At 63.5% G+C, this 20,319-nt stretch carries 17 protein-coding genes; 12 read left to right on the top strand and 5 right to left on the bottom strand.

Annotation, left to right across the window (positions count from 1 at the left end):
• Window position 1: 1 nt before the first annotated feature.
• From CQ14_RS47315 to CQ14_RS37240, 3 genes are all read right to left on the bottom strand, one after another.
• Window positions 2-469, bottom strand: a 468-nt coding sequence (locus tag CQ14_RS47315; protein WP_430650247.1) for a polysaccharide biosynthesis/export family protein, incomplete at its 3' end; no start/stop codon positions are given.
• Between the two features lie 131 nt (window positions 470-600).
• Window positions 601-1,257, bottom strand: coding sequence for a peptide-methionine (S)-S-oxide reductase MsrA (gene msrA / locus CQ14_RS37245; protein ID WP_057862719.1), 657 nt, complete (start codon window positions 1,255-1,257; stop codon window positions 601-603).
• 124 nt (window positions 1,258-1,381) lie between these two features.
• Window positions 1,382-1,699: a hypothetical protein gene (locus CQ14_RS37240; protein ID WP_057862718.1), complete on the bottom strand. Its 318-nt coding sequence runs from the start codon at window positions 1,697-1,699 to the stop codon at window positions 1,382-1,384.
• Between the two features lie 369 nt (window positions 1,700-2,068).
• Between CQ14_RS37240 and rpsT the strand changes: the two genes are divergently transcribed.
• The 5 genes from rpsT (at window position 2,069) to recF (ending at window position 8,236) form a co-directional block, all read left to right on the top strand.
• Complete coding sequence (gene rpsT / locus CQ14_RS37235; protein WP_028347803.1) at window positions 2,069-2,335, top strand: 30S ribosomal protein S20; 267 nt, start codon at window positions 2,069-2,071, stop codon at window positions 2,333-2,335.
• Window positions 2,336-3,658: 1,323 nt separating this feature from the next.
• A complete protein-coding gene (gene dnaA, locus CQ14_RS37230) occupies window positions 3,659-5,089 on the top strand; it encodes a chromosomal replication initiator protein DnaA (RefSeq protein ID WP_057862717.1) in 1,431 nt (476 codons plus the stop codon).
• Between the two features lie 356 nt (window positions 5,090-5,445).
• A complete protein-coding gene (gene dnaN / locus CQ14_RS37225; protein ID WP_057862716.1) occupies window positions 5,446-6,564 on the top strand; it encodes a DNA polymerase III subunit beta in 1,119 nt (372 codons plus the stop codon).
• 33 nt (window positions 6,565-6,597) lie between these two features.
• On the top strand, window positions 6,598-7,011 hold the full coding sequence (locus tag CQ14_RS37220; protein WP_245320835.1) for an endonuclease domain-containing protein: 414 nt from the start codon (window positions 6,598-6,600) through the stop codon (window positions 7,009-7,011).
• A gap of 85 nt (window positions 7,012-7,096) precedes the next feature.
• Window positions 7,097-8,236 carry a DNA replication/repair protein RecF gene (gene recF / locus CQ14_RS37215; RefSeq protein WP_057862714.1) on the top strand — a complete coding sequence of 380 codons (1,140 nt, stop codon included), beginning with the start codon at window positions 7,097-7,099 and terminating at the stop codon, window positions 8,234-8,236.
• A gap of 7 nt (window positions 8,237-8,243) precedes the next feature.
• On the opposite strand, the gene CQ14_RS37210 is transcribed toward recF, so the two are convergent.
• Window positions 8,244-10,157 (bottom strand): acyltransferase family protein, encoded by a 1,914-nt coding sequence (locus CQ14_RS37210; RefSeq protein WP_057862713.1) that lies wholly within the window; start codon window positions 10,155-10,157, stop codon window positions 8,244-8,246.
• Between the two features lie 307 nt (window positions 10,158-10,464).
• Here CQ14_RS37210 and gyrB point away from each other — a divergent pair, with 307 nt between their 5' ends.
• Window positions 10,465-12,900 (top strand): DNA topoisomerase (ATP-hydrolyzing) subunit B, encoded by a 2,436-nt coding sequence (gene gyrB, locus CQ14_RS37205; protein WP_057862712.1) that lies wholly within the window; start codon window positions 10,465-10,467, stop codon window positions 12,898-12,900.
• 21 nt (window positions 12,901-12,921) lie between these two features.
• Here the strand turns inward: gyrB and CQ14_RS37200 are convergent, their stop codons facing one another.
• Window positions 12,922-13,653 carry an alpha/beta hydrolase gene (locus CQ14_RS37200; RefSeq protein ID WP_063800477.1) on the bottom strand — a complete coding sequence of 244 codons (732 nt, stop codon included), beginning with the start codon at window positions 13,651-13,653 and terminating at the stop codon, window positions 12,922-12,924.
• Window positions 13,654-13,910: 257 nt separating this feature from the next.
• Here CQ14_RS37200 and CQ14_RS37195 point away from each other — a divergent pair, with 257 nt between their 5' ends.
• The 6 genes from CQ14_RS37195 to CQ14_RS37170 all read left to right on the top strand — a co-directional run bounded on the left by CQ14_RS37195 (window position 13,911) and on the right by CQ14_RS37170 (window position 20,232).
• Entirely contained in the window at window positions 13,911-14,618 is a 708-nt protein-coding gene (locus CQ14_RS37195; protein ID WP_057862710.1) for a winged helix-turn-helix transcriptional regulator, read from the top strand.
• A 225-nt stretch (window positions 14,619-14,843) separates the two neighbouring features.
• Window positions 14,844-16,142 (top strand): UDP-N-acetylglucosamine 1-carboxyvinyltransferase, encoded by a 1,299-nt coding sequence (gene murA / locus CQ14_RS37190; RefSeq protein WP_057862828.1) that lies wholly within the window; start codon window positions 14,844-14,846, stop codon window positions 16,140-16,142.
• A 53-nt stretch (window positions 16,143-16,195) separates the two neighbouring features.
• The gene (locus CQ14_RS37185) at window positions 16,196-17,602 is read left to right on the top strand and encodes an MATE family efflux transporter (RefSeq protein WP_057862709.1); all 1,407 of its coding nucleotides are present in this window, start codon (window positions 16,196-16,198) and stop codon (window positions 17,600-17,602) included.
• Window positions 17,599-18,072 (top strand): DUF2867 domain-containing protein, encoded by a 474-nt coding sequence (locus tag CQ14_RS37180; protein WP_057862708.1) that lies wholly within the window; start codon window positions 17,599-17,601, stop codon window positions 18,070-18,072. The genes CQ14_RS37185 and CQ14_RS37180 overlap by 4 nt, the downstream gene beginning before the upstream one ends.
• A gap of 88 nt (window positions 18,073-18,160) precedes the next feature.
• Window positions 18,161-18,811, top strand: coding sequence for a 2-hydroxychromene-2-carboxylate isomerase (locus CQ14_RS37175; RefSeq protein WP_057862707.1), 651 nt, complete (start codon window positions 18,161-18,163; stop codon window positions 18,809-18,811).
• 95 nt (window positions 18,812-18,906) lie between these two features.
• The gene (locus CQ14_RS37170) at window positions 18,907-20,232 is read left to right on the top strand and encodes an SMI1/KNR4 family protein (RefSeq protein ID WP_057862706.1); all 1,326 of its coding nucleotides are present in this window, start codon (window positions 18,907-18,909) and stop codon (window positions 20,230-20,232) included.
• Window positions 20,233-20,319: the final 87 nt, after the last annotated feature.

Here is a 20,319-nt window from a genome sequence, read left to right as displayed (position 1 = left end):
NGGCGACCCCCGCTGCCAGCCCCGCCGTGGTACGGCCGCGCGCCGGCACCGAACCGATCAGCGGCATCGTGATCGAGCCGCCAGCGCTGACGGCATAGGTGTTGGTGAGACCTTCCTGACCGTAGACAACGACGCGCAGCTTGTCGCCGGCGTCGAGATGGTAGGCCGCATCGTGTTGCGCCGGAGCGGGTTCGGCATAGGCGACAGGCGCGGCCATCACGACGGCCGGCGGCGCCGCACCTGGCGCGGAGGCGAAGGCGGTGCGAAGCGCGGCGACGGCACCGCCGCCGCTGCCGGAATCTGCCACGGCCGCCTGCGGCGGCGGGCCGCCAGGCGAACCGTAAGCCACGGAATCGAGATCGCCTTGCGGCGCGACAGCGACCGGGCCGGACGTGTGCATGCAGCCCGACAGCGCGAGCGCCGTGATGATCGCAGTGATCGGTATTCGAAACGCGCGTACAACCCGCACCGGAGCCATCCCTCAAAGCGAGACAGCTCTAGTCTTGCACCGGGTATGGTTAATAAAGGGTTTTTTGCGATCGGAGGTGGAATCAATGAGCCTCACTCTCCCCGCGCTTGCGGGGAGAGAAAAGCAACCGATCAGGCGATCGCGCCGACGCCGATCGGGCACGACACGCCGGTGCCGCCCAGTCCGCAATAGCCCGCCGGGTTCTTGGCGAGATATTGCTGATGATAGTCCTCGGCGAAATAGAACTCGCCCGACGGCGCGATCTCGGTGGTGATGGCGCCGAGTCCCTTGGCGGCCAGTGCCTTTTGATACATCGCCTTCGACGCATCGGCGGCCTGGCGCTGCGCATCGCCGAACGTGTAGATCGCCGAACGATACTGGGTGCCGACATCATTGCCCTGACGCATGCCCTGCGTCGGGTTGTGATTTTCCCAGAACGTCTTCAGGAGCTGCTCGTAGGAGAGCTTCTTCGGATCGAACACGACCAGCACCACTTCGGTATGTCCGGTGCGGCCCGAGCAAACCTCTTCATAGGTCGGATTGGGCGTATGCCCGCCGGCATAGCCGACAGCGGTGGCATGGATGCCGTCACCGAGTTCCCAGAACTTGCGCTCCGCGCCCCAGAAACAGCCGAGGCCAAACACGGCCTGCTCGAGGCCCGCGGGATAGGGCGGCTGCAGCTTGCGGCCGTTGACGAAGTGCGTTGTCGCGGTCGGTATCGGAGCGGCACGGCCCGGCAGCGCTTCGGCTGCGCTCGGCAGCGCGGTGGTCTTGCGCATGAACAACATGGAATACCTCCAGGCGGGACATCGGCGGACGCGACGATGCGCGTCGGCCGGTTGGACTTCTATATATGTCTTTACGCCTGAAGCCGCAGCCCTGTTACGCGGCTGGGCAGGAGCCGTGGTCCGGTCAGTCCCGCGAATAGCCGATCAACGGCTTGCGGGGCCGGAACAGGATCATGAGTAGAACGCCGACCACGCCCAGGACGGCGAACACCGGCTGATCCAGCAGGACCTTGACGACGCTGTTCCAGAGCCAGGGCGAGATGCCCTCCAGCCAGGTCCGGAACGCGAGCTGGCTGGACTGATGGACGTCGTTCCAGAACTGGCCAAATCGGGTGAACCGCAGGGTCTGGTCGGCGACGAAACGGGCGCCGTCATAGACCATGAAGATGAATCCGCCGGCCAGGAGCAGGAGGCCAATAAGCCGGAAAAAACCGCGGATCATGCGTCACCTTATATCTGTTGCCCCAAAAAGGCCGTCAGCCAATACCGGGGGTACCCCGGAAATTCAACCTCATCAGCACCTTAGGCGCCCTTTACGCCCCCTTTTCCGGTCCCCCAAAGAGGGCGGAAAGCGTTGACGGTGCAGAATGCGCCCTCTATAAGACCCCCAATGGCGGCGGGCGCAATCCCGCCGCCGCTGTTCTTTGAGCAGCGCCGCCTTCGGAAGCATTTTGGCTTCCGTCCATGGCATCCTCAAGAACGGCTACGTCAGAACACCCTGGAAACACAACCAGCGTCCACGCAATTTGAACGGCCGGCGCGCTCAAGGGCCGACCACCCGAGCGATGACAGCCGAAGGATAGTTGAGAACATGGCCAATACCACTTCCGCCAAGAAGGCGACCCGCAAGATTGCCCGCCGCACCATCGTCAACAAGTCCCGCCGCACCCAGATGCGTGGCGCGGTCCGCACCGTCGAGGAAGCGATCAAGAGCGGCGATCGCAATGCAGCCCTGGAAGCAATGAAGCGCGCGGAACCGGAACTGATGCAGGCGGCGCAGCGCAACATCATTCACAAGAACAATGCGAGCCGGAAGGTGTCGCGTCTGACTCACGCGATCGCCAAGCTCGCGAAGTGAGCTGACAGAAATCGATATTCGTCAAAGCCCGGCTTCGCCGGGCTTTTCTTTTTTTGGTGGTGCGCACGAACGCAAAATCGAGTTCGCCGCGCGCGTGCATTCTGTTGACTTTCGGGCACACACTGAAAGACACGCGCGGGACCGACCGTGACAATTCGAATTGTCTCGTTGCTGGACACCGGCTTACGTGTCACATTTCTCGCACCCGTAATTTTACGAGGTGCAACTTATTGCAGCGGCGTTGTCGTGCGCAGTTGCGAAAGGCGCGATCACAACGACCACCAAATCCGACGCCGGCTTCTTCCACCGCGAAGGGTTACCCTTCAAAAGCAATTCCGAAAAACTTCGTCTCGCTAATCACTTATCCACATAGCGAGGACAAGCGTTTTGAAAAACGGTCGCGGTAACCACGATTGTAACGGTTTCTTAAAAAATTTTGCGAGTGCAGCGAAAACTGTCACGCGCGTTCGCGCCGCCGGATTCTCTGCGCTGATTCAAAAACTTGGTGTGGAGTTTCGCAATTGCAGCGTTGCAACACCGCGAATGAGTCCGGCAACAGCGACGAATCACGGATTGTCAGAAATCGCGCTTGGTGTATTTGTAACTCGTTCGCGACGTTCAAGGCTCTCCTGACCAGCGCGGTATGAGACCCAAGAGCGGACGTGCAAATCGGCGGCGGTGTGCGCGTTAGCGACGCTTTCCAAGCGAAGCTGAGTTGGTAACTCATAGCAATATGAGAACGGTTGTTCTGTGTCTAAATTTCCCGGCGTGGCGCTCACGTTGCAAGCGCGCTCCGGACAAGGGGAATGAGATGCTTACCGACGATGCAGCGATGGGGAACGCGAAGCTTGTGAACGTGTTGAAGACGACAGACTGAGGTACGCGGCGGCGCAGCAACGAACAAGCGGATGTTCGGTAGCGGCAGACTGGCTTTGAAANACACTGGTGATCTGATTGCTCGCCGCGCGTTCTCGCGGCGAGAGGGGGAGGTNACTATGCTTTACGGAATCAACGCGACATTCGACACACTCATTTCCATCGAGACAGCTTCAGAAACCCTGAACGCTTCAGAATCCCAGAACAACGTATTTTGCCGCCCTACGCGAGCTCCGGGTAGACCGTCGAGTACGCGCTGACCTCGCGGCAGCCTTTCACTCCTTCCAGCCTTTGATCTGAGCAAACAGCGATTCCGCTGCACGCCCGATCTATGTCTGAAAGGTGATTGAAGCGCCATGTCGAGGTCACGTCTGGCAGGAAACCTGCAGGGCAGCCGCCAGACGATTTCGCAAAATACTATTACTCATTCAGAAAAGTTCTCAGGCAATGACAAATATGGAACAGGATCGCTGGTCGCGCGTGAAGGGGCGGTTGCGGACGAGTGTGGGCGAAGACGTCTATACGAGCTGGTTTGCGCGCATGGATCTGGAAGGCGTGCAGGACGAAGCCGTGCGTCTGTCGGTGCCGACCCGGTTCCTCAAGAGCTGGATCCAGGCGCATTATGCCGATCGTGTCCTGACCTGCTGGCAGGCCGAGATGCCGGAAGTGCACCGGATCGACCTCACCGTGCGCACGGCGATGCGATCTGCCGCGCCCGCCAAGGAAGCAACCGCGCCGGCCGATCAACGCCGCGCCGAGCAGGCCAATGGCCGGCTCGCGCCTGAATTGCGCGCGACCGCGACGGCGCCGGTATCCGCCAGCCATGATGCGCTCGGCGGCTCACCGCTCGACCCGCGCCTGACCTTTGCAAGTTTTGTGATCGGCCGTTCCAACACGCTGGCGCATGCCGCCGCGCGTCAGGTCGCCGAAGGACGCCGCGGCGATCCCGTGATGTTCAACCCGCTCTACATTCACGCCGGCGTCGGCCTCGGCAAAACCCATCTGTTGCAGGCGGTGACGTGGGCCGGCAATTCGGGCAGCGAGCGCAAGGTGCTCTATCTCACCGCCGAGAAGTTCATGTACGGCTTCGTCGCCGCGCTGAAGACGCAGACGGCGCTGGCCTTCAAGGAAGCGCTGCGCGGCATCGACGTGCTCGTGATCGACGACCTGCAGTTCCTGCAGGGCAAGTCGACCCAGGCCGAGTTTTGCCACACGCTGAATGCGCTGATCGATGCCGGCCGCCAGGTGGTGATCGCCGCCGACCGTCCGCCGTCCGATCTGGAAAGCCTCGACGACCGCGTGCGCTCGCGACTGGCCGGCGGGCTCGTCGTGGAAATGGGTTCGCTCGGCGAAGAGCTGCGGCTCGGAATCCTCAAGTCGCGCGTGGCAGCGGCCCGCGCGCATCACGCGAGCTTCGATGTGCCGGAAACGGTGCTGGATTATCTGGCGCGCACCATCACCCATAATGGCCGCGACCTCGAAGGCGCCATCAACCGTCTGCTCGCCCACTCCAAGCTCAACAACCAGCCGGTGACGCTGGAAATGGCCGAGCGCGAGGTGCGCGACCTGATCCGTCCGCAGGAACCGAAGCGGATCAAGATCGAGGACATCCAGCGGGTGGTCGCGCGGCAGTACAACGTCAGCCGTTCGGACCTGCTGTCGTCCCGCCGGACCGCGAACGTCGTCCGCCCGCGTCAGGTCGCGATGTATCTGGCGAAGACGCTGACGCTGCGCTCGTTGCCGGAGATCGGCCGCCGGTTCGGCGGACGCGACCACACCACCGTGCTGCACGCCGTGCGCAAGATCGAAGCACTGGTGGCCCGGGATACGGCGCTGTCCGAAGAGGTCGAGTCGCTGAAGCGGCAATTGCAGGAATAGCGGCTAGCTAGGAACAGGACCTCCTTGGGATCCGTTCCTTTGGGACTTGGCTCCTCCCCAGCCTCTCCCGCCCCTGATTTCAATCGAAGTGGATTTATCCGACTTCGATAATTAGGATGCCCAACTCGGGTAAAACCCGATTTGGGTGGGCGGGAGAATTTTTTTCTGCTGCCATTTTCTGCGGCAAAAGTGGGGAACGCGGCCCTGTCTCCCTTGCACCGGCGGCCCATCCGCGCCACCTTGCGGTCCCCCCGGGGGTTTGATCAAATCCGATCTGATCCGGCTTTTCGGGTTTCCAATGCCGCGGCGCTGCCTTGACGGGCCGCCCGGCTTTTCCATCTCTGGCGGGTATAGCAATGAAGGTCACCGTCGAACGCGCGCAACTGCTGAAATCGCTGGGTCACGTCCATCGCGTGGTTGAGCGCCGAAATACCATCCCGATCCTCGGCAACGTGCTGGTCCGCGCCGAAAACGCCAGGCTGTCGCTGAAGGCGACCGACCTCGACCTCGAGGTGACCGAGACGCTGGCGGCGGAGACCGCGACCGGCGGCTCCACCACTGTGCCGGCCCATATGTTCTACGACATCGTCCGCAAACTGCCCGACGGCTCGCAGATCGTGCTGGAAGCCGACGGCGACCGCTCGGTGATGGCCATTCGTGCCGGCCGTTCGCGCTTCACGCTGCAGACGCTGCCCGAAAGCGACTTTCCGGATCTTGCCGCCGGCGACATGACGCATTCGTTCTCGCTTGCGGCTTCCGACGTCAAGCGGCTGATCGACCGCACGCAGTTTGCGATCTCGACCGAAGAGACCCGCTATTACCTCAACGGCATCTATCTGCACACCGCGGGAAGCGCCAAGGCCGCGACGCTCCGCGGGGTGGCGACCGACGGGCATCGACTGGCACAGATCGATCTGGCGCTGCCCTCCGGCGCCACCGGCATGCCCGGCGTGATCGTGCCGCGCAAGACGGTGGGCGAGGTGCAGCGGCTGATCGAGGACAATGAAGCCGAAATCAAAATCGAGCTGTCGCAAGGCAAGATCCGCTTCACGCTCGGCAATGTCGTGCTGACCTCGAAGCTGATCGATGGAACCTTCCCGGATTACGGCCGCGTCATTCCGCAGAACAACGACAAGGAACTGATCGTCGACAAGAAGGATTTCGAGGCCGCGGTCGACCGCGTCTCGACCATTTCCAGCGAGCGCGGCCGCGCGGTGAAGCTGGCGCTGTCCGCCGGCAAGCTGGTGCTATCCGTGACCAACCCGGATTCCGGCAGCGCCACTGAAGAACTGGAAGTCGAATACGCCTCCGACGCGCTCGATATCGGCTTCAACTCGCGCTATCTGCTCGACATCGCCGCCCAGATCGAAGGCGAAGTCGCCGTGCTGCGCCTGGCCGATCCCGGCTCGCCGACGCTGGTGCAGGACAAGGACAACAAGGGCGCGCTGTATGTGCTGATGCCGATGCGGGTGTGAGCACTTCAAGCGACCCACACTCAGGCCCTNCTTGTGGGAGAGGGTGGCGCCGAACGAAGTTCGGCGACGGGTGAGGGGTTCGCGCCGCAGACACCCAACCATCGGCCAGTCGCCAAGCGCATCCGCGGCTTCGCCAGGAAGATGCGTCACGAGCCCACCGATGCGGAGCTGGCGATGTGGCGGCTGCTTCGCGACCGGCGCCTCGCGCGTTTCAAATTTCGACGACAAGTTCCGTTCCAAAACTTCATTCTCGATTTTGTCTGTTTCGAGAAGCGGCTGATCATTGAGATCGATGGAAGTCAGCACGCATCATCGACACCCGATGAAGCGAGGGAAGCGGTGTTGATCGCCGAAGGATTTCGAATTGCCCGCTACTGGAACAACGATGTGCTGCAAGAACGCTCGGCCGTGCTGGAGGACATTTTCGTAAAGCTCGCCGAGCGGTAAGAACCCCTCACCCGTCGCCTCACTTCGTGAGGCGCCACCCTCTCCCACAAGGGGAGAGGGGAAGAAAGGCTGACGCTGACTGATCATGACCCCCTCTCGCATCAACCGCCTGTCACTGACGCACTTCCGCAACTATCGCGCGGGAAGCGTGCAGACGCGCGGGGATGTCGTGGTGCTGGTCGGGCCGAACGGCGCCGGCAAGACCAATTGCCTGGAGGCAATCTCGTTTCTCTCGCCCGGACGCGGCCTGCGGCGGGCGACGCTGGAGGATGTCGCCGACAATCAGGGCAACGGCTCCTGGGCGGTCTCCGCCGAGGTCGAGGGCGCGCTCGGACTTGCCACGCTCGGCACCGGCATCGATGCGCCGGCGGCGGAGGCCGCCTCCACCAGCCGGCGCTGCCGGATCGACCGTGAGCCCGTAAGTTCGGCGACCGCGTTCGGCGATCACTTGCGCATGGTATGGCTGACGCCGGCGATGGACGGGCTGTTTCTGGGTGCTGCTTCCGAACGGCGGCGCTTCTTCGACCGCCTGGTGCTGGCGATCGACAGCGAGCATTCCAGCCGCGTCTCGGCACTGGAGCGCTCGCTGCGTTCGCGCAACCGCCTGCTCGAAGTGCGCAACTATGACGACCATTGGTGCGACGCGATCGAGCGCGAGACCGCCGAGCTTGCGGTCGCGGTCGCGGCTACCCGCGGCCAGACCGTGACGCGGCTCGCGGCGATGCTGCGCGAACGTGGCGCGGCATCCGCCTTCCCGTCGGCGCAGATCATGCTCGACGGCTGGATGGAAAACGCGCTGGTCAACGAGTCAGCGACATCAGTGGAGGATCGCTACCGCGAGATCCTGCGCGCCAGCCGCGCCCGCGACGCCGCGGCCGGCCGCACGCTGGACGGCCCCCATCTTACCGACCTGCAGGTGGTTTATGCGCCGAAAAACATGCCGGCGCGCGACGCCTCCACCGGCGAGCAGAAGGCGCTCTTGATCGGACTGGTGCTGGCCCACGCCACGCTCGTCGCCGAGATGACCGGCATCGTGCCATTGTTACTGCTCGACGAAGTCGTCGCCCATCTCGATCCCAACAGGCGCAAGGCGCTGTTCGATGAGCTCGCAAAGCTCGGCGCGCAGGTCTGGATGACCGGCGCCGATCCCGCGGCCTTCGTCGATGTCGGCGCGACCGGCGAGATTTTCGACGTGGAATCCGGCCAGGTGAGCCGCCGCGGCTAGAAGCTCGCTAACGTCCCTTGCCTGCAGACGCCTCGCCACCGAGCAAACGATCGATGATCGATTCGATCAGAAACACCGACGCCTTTTCGGTCAGGTGCACCTGATCGCTCGCGGTGAGGTCTCCCGCCGCATCGCCAATGCGTGTCAGGCACCCTTCAGCGTTGCAGAGGATGTCCGACGCCGAGATGAATTCCGCGCCGAGCGGCCCGAGCCTGGCGCGCATGACGGCATCGTAAGCGGTGGGCGGCGATGCGCTGGGCGAACGCTCCGGAATCAGTGCGCGATGGAGCATGAAATATCTGAGCACCTCGGACGGAAGTCCGCGCTTCCACGCCGGCACGCCCCCGAGAACGACAACGCGGGCATTCGTCTCCTTCTTCAGCGCGACGACCGTCTCAGCGACATTGTCGAGATGCTTTTCCCAGGTCCCGTGCAGCAATACGATGTCGGGATCGATCTGACGCACGAGCGAAAACACCTTGTCGTTCATCGCGCGGCAATTGGGGTTGCCCGGGATGTCGGCGTTCAGCGCCGGAATGCAGGAACTGGAGGTAAGCTGCGCAATGCCGAAGTTTCGCGCCTCCTGCGCCTTGCGCAGGCCGGGCAGCAGAGCGCCGGCGGTCGAATCGCCCCACGTCAGAACCAGCGGACGGCGATCGCGCTCGACGCAGCTATCGGCAAACGTCGTTTCGCGGCTGAGATCGAGCAGGCATTCGTGGAACCGCCACTTGAAACTCTCCGTCGTCACATTAGCCATGGCGCGGATTTCAGGCGGCAGCCGATCGTCGAAGCCGCGCCCCCAGACGACGGCAAAGCCCGCGGCCGCGATCATGGCGATGCCGGCCCCGAGGCCGAACATCTTGCGCCGGCTCGGGGTACCGAAACGGATCGGCGTTTCGACAAGCCGGTACGTCACCCAGGCCAGCACCATGCTCGCGAGCAATATCAATTCGCGTTCCGGCAGCGTCAGCGGCGCGAATTTGACCATGCCGGCGAATACCAATAGCGGCCAGTGCCAGAGATAGAGCGGGTAGCTGATCAGCCCGATCCACACCAAAGGCCGGCTTGCCAGCACGGCGCGGTTCACCCACGCAGCCGGCGCAGACAAAAGCAGCGCGCTGCCGGCGACCGGCAGCACCGCCCACCAGCCCGGAAAGGCGCGGTGGCTGTCGAGCATGACGACGCTCGCCGCGATCAGCGCCACACCGATCCAGGCGCGCCAATCGCTCGCTTTGACACTGTGGCCGACCTTGTTCCAGCCGCAAGCCAGCGCAGCGCCTGCGAGCAATTCGAAGACCCGGGTAAACGGCAGATAGAAGACCGCGACCGGATTCGAACCGATCAGCACCACGTTGAGCGCGAAAGACGCGATGCCGAACAGCGCGATCACCGCAAGAATGCTCTTTCGCAGCCGGAAAGCGAGTATCAGCAGCAGCGGCCAGAACAGATAAAACTGTTCCTCGATGCCGAGCGACCACAGATGCAGCAGCGGCTTTTTGGCGGATTCGACGTCGAAATAGCCGGACTGCAGCAACAGCGCGATATTGGCCAAAAACGCCGCGCTGGCGAACGTGTCGCTGCCGAGTTGCGCCAGGTCTTGCGGCAACATCCAGAGCCAGCCCAGCACCAATGTCGCGCAGAGCACCACGATCAGCGCCGGGAAAATCCGCCGGACCCGACGATTGTAGAACTCGATCAGGCTGAAGCGGCCGAGTTCCAGCTCGCGCGCGACGATGCCCGTGATCAGAAAGCCCGAGATCACGAAGAACACGTCCACGCCGACGAAGCCACCCGGCGCAGCATCCGGGAACGCGTGGAAATTCAGGACCAGCATCACCGCGATGGCCCGGAGGCCATCGACATCCGGCCGATATTTTGGCGAGGGCGAGGACAATGCAGACGAACCCGAGATCGCGACCAACGGCGGACGACGTCCACAAGCGGTCGTGCCGTCCTCTCTAGCAGGTCCGCGACGGACTACCATTTTTCCCCGCGACGGCCCGCAAAAAACAGACGATCGAGGGCGCGAAATCGGCCTTCGAATCGCGCTTTTCGAGCCCCTCAGAATCGGCCCTTGAAGACCTTGAAAAAGGGTAAAAAACCACCATTTATTCAAAGACTTGTAGATAGAGAGATTGCGCTAGGCGCAATGCCTCTTTCATGGCACAAATAGAGCAATCAGCGCCTCATATTGCGCAGCTGATTCGGGACACCCTCGAAGGCTTCACATGACAGAACCTGCCCGGCAGACCCCTGCCGACACTGAGCATCCAATTCCGGTCGAGTACGGCGCGGAATCGATCCGGGTGTTGAAGGGCCTCGATGCCGTGCGCAAGCGGCCGGGCATGTATATCGGCGACACCGATGACGGTTCCGGCCTGCACCACATGGTCTACGAGGTCGTCGACAACGCCATCGACGAGGCGCTTGCGGGCCACGCCACGCGCGTCGACGTCGTTCTCAACGCGGACAATTCCGTTACCGTGCGCGACGACGGCCGCGGCATCCCCGTCGACATCCACAAGGGTGAAGGCATCTCCGCCGCCGAGGTCATCATGACCCAGCTCCATGCCGGCGGTAAGTTCGACCAGAACTCCTACAAGGTTTCCGGCGGCCTGCACGGCGTCGGCGTCTCCGTCGTCAACGCGCTGTCGAGTTCGCTGAAGCTCAGGGTCTGGCGCGACGACAAGGAACACTTCGTCGAGTTCGCCCATGGCGACTCGGTGGCGCCGCTGAAGGTAGTTGGCGAAGCGCAGGGCAAGCGCGGCACCGAAGTGACCTTCCTCGCCTCGACCGAGACGTTCAAGAACATCGAGTATGATTTCGCGACCCTGGAACACAGGCTGCGCGAACTCGCCTTCCTCAATTCCGGCGTTCGCATCATCCTCTCCGACATGCGTCACGCGGTCGAGAAGCGCGAGGAGATGCAATATGCCGGCGGCGTCGAGGAGTTCGTCAAATACCTCGACCGCAACAAGAAGGCGATCGTGCCGATCCCGATCATGGTGCGGTCGGAAGCCAATGGCATCGGCGTCGAGGCGGCGCTGTGGTGGAACGACAGCTACCACGAGAACGTGCTGTGCTTCACCAACAACATCCCGCAGCGCGACGGCGGCACCCATCTCGCCGGTTTCCGCGGCGCGCTGACGCGCCAGGTCAACGGCTATGCCGAGGCCAACGCGAAGAAGGAGAAGATCGCGCTCACCGGCGACGATTGCCGCGAAGGCCTCACCGCCGTGCTGTCGGTGAAGGTGCCGGACCCGAAGTTTTCGTCGCAGACCAAGGACAAGCTGGTGTCCTCGGAAGTGCGCCCGGTGGTCGAAAACGTCCTCAACGAGGCGCTGGCCGCGTGGTTCGAGGAGCATCCGACCGAAGCGAAAGTCATCGTCGGCAAGGTGATCCAGGCCGCCGCCGCGCGCGAAGCCGCCCGCAAGGCGCGCGAACTGACCCGCAAGAGCCCGCTCAGCGTTTCCTCGCTGCCCGGCAAGCTCGCCGACTGTCAGGAGAAGGATCCGGCCAAGTCGGAACTGTTCATCGTCGAGGGTGACTCGGCCGGCGGCAGCGCCAAGCAGGGCCGCAACCGCGAATTCCAGGCGGTGCTGCCGCTGCGCGGCAAGATCCTCAATGTCGAGCGCGTCCGCACCGACAAGATGCTGTCGTCAGAGCAGATCGGCACGCTGATCACCGCGCTCGGCACCGGCATCAGCGACGATTTCTCGGCCGACAAGCTGCGCTACCACAAGATCATCGTGATGACGGACGCCGACGTCGACGGCGCCCATATCCGCACGCTGCTCTTGACCTTCTTCTACCGGCAGATGCGCGAATTGATCGACCGTGGCCACCTCTATATCGCGCAGCCGCCGCTCTACAAGGTGACGCGCGGCAAGTCCGAGCAGTACCTGAAGGACGAGCGCGCGCTGGAAGATTATTTGATCGGAACCGGTCTCGACGACTGCGTCTTCAGGCCGGCGACAGGATCGGAGCGCGGCGGCCGCGACCTGCTGTCGCTGGTGGAGGACGCGCGCGTCATCCGCAGCATCCTGAACAACCTGCACAGCCGCTATAACCGCAAGGTGGTCGAGCAGGCCGCGATCGCGGGCGTACTCAACCCGAGGATCACCGCCGACACCGCCACCGCCAACGCCGCCGCCGACTACATCGCCAAGCGGCTCGATGCGCTGGCCGACGAGGTCGAGCGCGGCTGGGTCGGCCGCTTCACCGAGGGCGAAGGCTTCTCGTTCGAGCGCACCATCCGCGGCGTCAAGGACGTCGCCATCATCGACGACGCCCTGCTCGGCTCTGCGGACGCGCGCAAGCTCGACGACTACGCTGCGAAGCTGCAGGAGGCCTATCCAAAGCCCGGCGTGCTGCGCCGCAAGGATTCCGAGACTGCGATTCACGGGCCGGTCAGCCTGTTCGAGGCGGTGACCGACGCCGGCCGCAAGGGCGTGGCGCTGCAGCGTTACAAAGGCCTCGGCGAGATGAACCCCGACCAGCTCTGGGAAACCACGCTCGACACCAACGAGCGCTCACTGCTGCAGGTGAAGGTCAAGGAGGTCGACGAGGCCGACGACATCTTCACCAAGCTGATGGGTGACGTGGTCGAGCCGCGCCGCGAATTCATCCAGGACAATTCGCTCAGCGCCAATGTCGACGTGTGAGGCAGCGGGCGCCTGTCCCGCTTAGCCCGCCACTTCCAGCAGCAGGCTCGCCAGCTCATTTGGATGCGTAATATACGGCAGGTGCGAGCTCGCGATGCGGCGCGATTGCCATCCCGCTGTCTCGCTCGCGGCCCGCGCGTAGCGATCGAGGCCCGGATGCGGCCACTGGGTTCGGATATAGGTGCGAGGCAATTTTTCGGCAGCAGGATTTCTGCGCTTCACCGGCTCCTTGAAGTGGCCGAACGGCGTCGGGCGAAGCCTGGGCAGTATCCAATCCAGATCCACATCTTCGGTCACTCGCCACGTCTCGGTGACAAGCTGCTTCCATGGCGGCGGCGCGAAACGCGGCAGTAGCCAGCCGCCGCCCTCTTTCTGCACCAGTGCTTCCAGAGCCGGTCGGCGATCAGGCGCGATCACGTCCAGCATGCTCTGGCCGTCTGAGGGCACGAAGGCATCGAGAAAGACCAGGTGCGCGATCCGTTCCGGCATGTGATCGGCAACGCCTGTCATCACCATGCCGCCCGAACTGTTGCCGACGAGGATGACGTTGCGCAGGTCCTCGTATTCGATGACATTGGCGATGTCGCGGACATGTACCTCAAGCCCGACTTCCGGCCTCGCCAGGTGCGCGCGCTCGCCAAGCCCGGTGAGCGTCGGCGTGAACACCTCGTGCCCTTGCGCACGCAGCAGCGGCGTCAGCTTTTTCCAGCACCAGCCGCCGAACCAGGCTGGATGGATCAGGACATAGATCATCTTGCGACCCTCCTGCGACTGCGCATCCGAACCGCCTGAGGCTGCGACCGCGGCAATTGCCGCACCGCCGATCGCGGCCAAGGCGTCCCGGCGCGAAAGGCCTGCATCGCTGCGCCGGCCCATGGCTCTCTCCACAAGTAACCGCTCTGTGGCATGTTTCGAGCGAGAAAGGACAGCATCGTTTGCCGAACGCCTGATGGCAACAAGTCCAAAATCTGGACTGGTTCGGGCTACCCGAACGTGTTTGAATCCTTCCCATGAAAAGCGGCTACGGCGAGTTCTGTCCGATAGCAAAGGCGTCCGAAATTTTTGCCACACGTTGGACGCCGCTCGTGCTGCGCGAACTGATGTTGGGCGCGCACAGCTTCAATGACATCCATCGCGGGGTGCCGCTGATGTCGCGGACGCTTCTGGCCGAGCGCCTGCGGCATTTGGAGCAAGCCGGAATCATCACAAGAATTCAGCCTGACGGCTCGGGTTCTGAATACTGGCTGACGCCGTCAGGCGAAGCATTTCACGATGTGTTGCGCGACCTCTCGCGCTGGGGTTTGACACACGCCCGCGATCGCCTCACCGCTGACGATCTGAATCCCGGCTTGCTCATGTGGCGGATGCGCAAGCGCGTGGACATCCGCGCGTTGCCGGCGCGTCGCGTGGTGATCCGCTTCGAATTCTCCGGCGTTCCCAGAAGCCGAACGGCCTTGCGCGTCATTTGGCTGGTTCTCGAACGGACAGGCGCGGACATCTGCTTCAAGGATCCGGGATATGCCGTCGATCTGACCGTTCGCAGCGATGTCGCCATCCTTGTCCGGCTTTATCTCGGGCATGTGCATTGGCATGACGTCGCGGGAACAGCGCTGTCGATCGAAGGCAATCGACGGATGGCGCGACAGCTTCCGATCTGGCTGCAACTCCACAAGCAACTCGGCCGGGACTACCTACCTTTTGGGCGTCCAGCGGCTTGACGGCGGTCGCGAGAGGATGCGGATCGCGGTCGGCATTCGCCTGCGACAACGCTGCGTGCGTGGGCGAATTCTGGTAAGTCAGGGTTCTTCGTTGGAACACCCCCGCAGAGTCAATCAACGCGTTACTTATGTAGGTGTTATCTGCTATAGCGCCTGCATCAGCCGTTGATTTTGCTGCAGAATTTTACGTAATGGAGCCTGGAAATCATGTCGGGGACCGCGCCGGTGCCGCCCATCCAGTACATCGTTGAAGGCGGCCATCGGCTTTCGGGCACGATCGAGCCGTCCGGCAACAAGAACTCGGCGCTGCCGATCATCGCCGCCGCCCTGCTCACCGAGCATCCGGTGACGCTGGATAACGTGCCGCGCATCCGCGACACCGAAACGCTGGTCGAACTGATCCGCTCGGTCGGCGCATCCGCGGAATGGAAGGCGCGCAATACGCTGGCGATCCATGCCAAGGAGGTTCGCGCCGCCGATCTCGATCCCGAGCTGTGCGCGCGGATCCGTGCCTCGATCCTGCTGGCCGGCCCGCTACTGGCGCGCTGCGGCGAGGTGGCGCTGCCGCCGCCCGGTGGCGACGTCATCGGCCGCCGCCGTCTCGACACGCATTTCCTTGCCTTCGAGCAGTTGGGCGCGACCGTCACCGCGACGCACCGGCTGGAGTTCCGCGCCAGCCGGCTGAAGGGCGCCGACGTCTTCCTCGATGAGCCCAGCGTCACCGCGACAGAGAACGCGCTGGTTGCGGCGGTCGCTGCTCACGGCACGACGTACCTGCGCAACGCGGCCTCCGAGCCGCATGTGCAGGACCTCGCGCATTTCCTGGTCGCGCTCGGCGCCAGGATCGAGGGCATCGGCACCAACACCATCATCGTGCATGGTCCGGCGACGCTCGGCGGCGCCAGCTATTCGATCCAGCCCGACCATATCGAGGTCGGCTCGCTGATCGGGCTTGCCGCGGTGACGCGCTCGCCACTGCGCATTGCCAAGGCCGGCGTCGAGCATCTGCGTTCGATCCGCATGGGCTTTGAGCGGCTCGGCATCGTATGCGGCGTCGAGGGCGACGACCTCGTCGTGCCCTCCGGACAGACGATGAAGATCCACGACGATTTCGGCGGGCATGTGCCGAAGCTGGAGGACCAGCCATGGCCGGCCTTCCCGGCCGACCTGATGTCGATCGCGATCGTGACCGCAACGCAATGCGACGGCGTGATCCTGATGTTCGAGAAGATGTTCGAGTCGCGGATGTTCTTCGTCGACAAGCTGATCTCGATGGGCGCCCGTATCGTACTTTGCGATCCGCATCGCGCCATCGTCGCCGGCCCAAGCCGGCTGCGCGGCGCGCTGATGACATCGCCCGACATCCGCGCCGGCATGGCCATGCTGCTCGCGGCCGTCGCCGCCGAAGGCACTTCGACCATCAACAACGCCGACCAGATCGAGCGCGGCTACGAGCGCATCGAGGAACGGCTCAACGCGCTGGGCGCGAGAATCACCCGGGTGCCGGCACGCGACGGCCATTAGGTCGCGGCCGCCGGCGCCACCTTTTCGACCTTCGCCGGTACTAATCTGTTGCAATGACCTCGCTCGACAAAATCGAACGCGCCTCTGTTGCGCCGCCTGCCGCTGCGGCCGTGCCCGGCCGCCATCTCGCGATTGAACTCGCCGAGACACTGAAGCTCGCGGTGCCGCTCGCGCTGACGCAGCTCGGGCAGATTGCGATGATGACGACCGATCTGGCGTTCATCGGCCGTCTCGGCAGCGAAACCGTGGCTGCGGCAGCCCTCGCCCATACGGTGTTCTTCGTCACCTTCACTTTCGGCATGGGCCTGGTATCGGCCGTAGCGCCATTGGCGGCACAGGCCTTTGGCGCTCGCGATCCGCGCATGGTGCGGCGTGCGCTGCGCGTCGGCTTGTGGGCAGCTCTACTGATCGCGCTGCCACTGATGGCACTGCCATTCCGCGGCGAGGCAATCCTGATCGTGCTCGGTCAGGCGCCGACGGCAGCCAAGCTCGCGCAGCAATACCTGTTCGGCCTTGCCTGGGGTATCCTGCCGGCGCTGTGGTTTATCGCGATCCGCGGCTTCATGAGCGCGGTGAACCGGCCCGAGCCGGTGCTCTGGATCACGCTGGCCGCGATTCCGGCGAATGCGTTGCTGGTCTATCTGCTGCTCTATGGGAAATGGGGCCTGCCCGAACTCGGCCTGTTCGGCGCGGGGCTAGCGACCAGCATGGTCAATCTCGGCACGTTTCTAGCCGGGCTGTGGTTCACCGCGCTACGCCGGCCGTTCCGGAAGTATCACGTGCTCGGCAACATCTGGCGTATCGACTGGCCATTGATGGCGAAGCTCGCGATCGTCGGCGCGCCGATCTCGATGGCGTTTCTGCTGGAATATGGGCTGTTCGGCGCTGCCGGCCTGCTGATGGGTCTGATCAGCACCACAGCACTCGCCGCGCACCAGATTGCACTGCAGATCGCAGCCATCCTTTTCATGGTGCCGTTCGGAATCAGCATGGCAGCAACCGTTCGGGTCGGCCATGCGGTCGGGCGCCGCGACAGCGACGCAGTCAGGCGCGCCGGTTATGTGGCGATACTTCTCGGCGCTGCGTTCATGGCGACGATGACCCTCGCCGTGATCCTTGGACGGTTTCAGATTGCCGCGCTATTCCTCGGCGAAGCCGTCGACGCCACCGCGACGCTGACGGCAACCCTGCTATTGATCGGCTCCACCTTCTTTGTCGCTGACGGTATCCAGACCATCGCCGCCGGAGCGCTGCGCGGAATGAATGACACGCGCCTGCCACTCCTGTTCGCCATCTTCAGCTACTGGCTGATCGGCTTTACTTCTGCCTGCGCACTCGCCTTCTGGACATCGCTTGGCGCCAGCGGCGTCTGGGTCGGATTGTCGATCGGTACCTTCGTCTTCGCCACTCTGCTGGTCTTGCGATTCCGGCTACTGGCGAGCAAACTGTCGTCACCATGACCGTCCGCGAAGTCACCCCTGCCGTCGATGCCGATGCGCTGCTGGCCGGCGCACAATTCGCCGACGCTTTTTGCATCGAAGTCGACGATCGCAATCTCGATGCCCGCCGCGCGGCCGAACGGATGATGGCGCGACAGCCGCGATGGGCCGAGACGCTGCTGGCACTGCGCAATTTCCTGGTGGCGCCGCTGGGGCTGAAAACATCGGGCGCCACTCCAAACGCGCCGCGGGACATGATCGGGATCTTTCCGGTCGTGAGCGAAACGCCCGACCGTCTGATTGCCGGCTTCAACGATCGCCATCTCGACTTCCGCGTCGTGGTGGATGTGACGGCGCCCGGCGGCGCGAGGCAGGTCACCGCCACGACGCTGGTCAAGACGCACAACTGGCTCGGCCGGACTTATCTCGCGATCATCATGCCGTTTCACCGGCTGATCGTGCCCGCCCTGCTGCGGCAGGTTGTGGCCTAGAGGCCGGCATATCCCTTCCCGATCCGATAGACGCGCCGCGGGGACCGTGATTTGCTCGGGTAATTCATCCTGGCCGCGGTACATTCAAATGACATTGTCAGTCGACCTCTTCTTTTCCTTTCGTAGTCCCTACAGCTATCTCGCGCTGCCAAAAACCACACAGATGACCGGCGACTACGACGTGACGGTCAACCTCCGCCCGGTCTATCCGATCGCGGTGCGGATACCCGGCTTCTTCAAGCGCGCCAATCCGCAGTTTGCGCGTTACGTGGTGCTCGACAGCAGCCGCGTCGCCCAGCGCGAGAACATCCCGTTCCGCTTTCCGCGGCCGGACCCGATCGTGCAGGACATGACGACGCTCGATGTCGCCGAGCACCAGCCCTACATCCATCGCCTGACCCGGCTCGGGGCTGCCGCGCAAGCCGAGGGCCGCTCGCTACCGTTCACGCGCGCGATTAGCCGGGTGCTGTGGGACGGCAGTGTCGCCGGCTGGAACGAGGGCGATCATCTGGCCAAGGCTGCGGCCGAAGCCGGCTTCGATCTCGCCGCGATGGATGCGGCGATCGCAGCCGATCCCGACCGTTACGAACAGATCATCGCCGGCAACGAGCAGGCCCATGCCGCATCGGGCCACTGGGGCGTGCCGACCTTCGTGTTCGAGAACGAGCCGTTCTTCGGCCAGGACCGCATCGACCTCCTGATCTGGCGCATGGAAAGCAAGGGCCTGAAGCGCCGATAGTGCATGAACCGAAATCGCCGGGCCGCCGACTGAAGCTTGCGGCCTGAACCGCGCCCGCGGGCGCGCGACGGCTCCTGCTGCCCTCGGAGACCTCCATGTATCTTGCCAAGTTCTTTCACCGCTCGCCCGGCGACGATGACCGTCAACTGCTTTTGATGCCGGGCGGCGATCCGGTGATTAGGGGCAAATACGTGGACGAGCGACGGCAGATCGAACGCGACGATTTCCTCTACGAGCAATTTTCCAGCATGAAAGCGGCGGCTACCGCCTATCGCCGGCACATCGCCGAACTCGTCGCGGCCGGCTATGTCGAAACCACGCACACGAATGATACGTTACGTAGCCTGCTGCCCGATCCGCAGCCCAAGCCCGAATGGCAGAAGGGGCTCGACGATCTGATGATCGCGGCGCTGGGCGCGCCGCTCAAGGAGCAGCACAAGCGCCTTACCGCGCTCGAAAGTACCCCGGCGGCGCACGAGCCACTCTATCTCTGGCTCGCGGCACATCGCGCTTACGCCGCCGACGAAGATAGCACAACGACCCTCCGGCTGGCCGAACGGGCCCGCGACACGCTCGCCTCGCGCCGGGCCGACAAGGCGCCGCATTATGCCTGGTCGATCGACGAGCACGACCTCGAAGCCAGGATTTTTGAGGTGCTGAGTGTGGCGCATCTTCAAGCCGGCGACCCGGCCCAGGCGCTGGCCGCGATCGAGCAGGCCGGGGAGATCGCGCCCAGCCAGGACCGGGGCGCCCAGCGCGCCACCATCATCTGCGATCACTTCCCGGAACGTCAGGAGGAAGCGTTCGACGACGCTTTCAAATACGCCGAGTTCGGCGGCTATGAGGACGTCACCAGGCGGCCGGCCTATGCCGAATATCTGGCGCGGCGCAAACGTAAATCGAAATCCGGAAAGGGCTGGCGCTGGGGCACCAAGAAGCCCGCGACAGCGGCCGAGCTGGTCGACGCTGAATCCGCGCTCGGGGCGGAACTTCCCGCCGATTACCGCAAATTCCTCGGCAAGTTCGGCGCCTGCGACTTGCAGGTGAGGATGCCGGAGCATTCCAATGAACTCCGCTTCCTTGCACCGTCCAAGCTGATCGAGCACCGCGACAATTTGTTCAGATACATCACACGCATCGAAAAAGATCCGGAAACGGTTGCAGCCTATTTCCGCAACGAATACGGCATCTCGGTGCGCGATCTCGTTCCTGTTGCCGAGCCCGTCCAGTATAGCCGCTGCGTGGCAATCCATCTCGGAAAGGGCGAGCGCTTCGGCTGGTGCTTCCACTGGGATCATGACGGTTCATGGGAGCTGGACCACGCCACACCGAACTTCGATACCGCCATAAAGACGCTTACCTCAGGTATCGAGCGGCGCGATACAACGATCCTCGGCTTTCTTGGCATCTACATTGACTAGACCTCTGAAGCGCCGATAGCGCATGAACCGAAATCTCCGGCCCGGCGACTGAAACTTGCCACGGCCTGAATCGCGCCCGCGGGCGCG

The sequence above is a fragment of the Bradyrhizobium lablabi genome, assembly GCF_001440475.1.
Lineage (GTDB): Bacteria > Pseudomonadota > Alphaproteobacteria > Rhizobiales > Xanthobacteraceae > Bradyrhizobium > Bradyrhizobium lablabi.
Note: the sequence above shows the minus strand (reverse complement) of the source record. Positions and strands in the feature narration are given on the sequence as shown.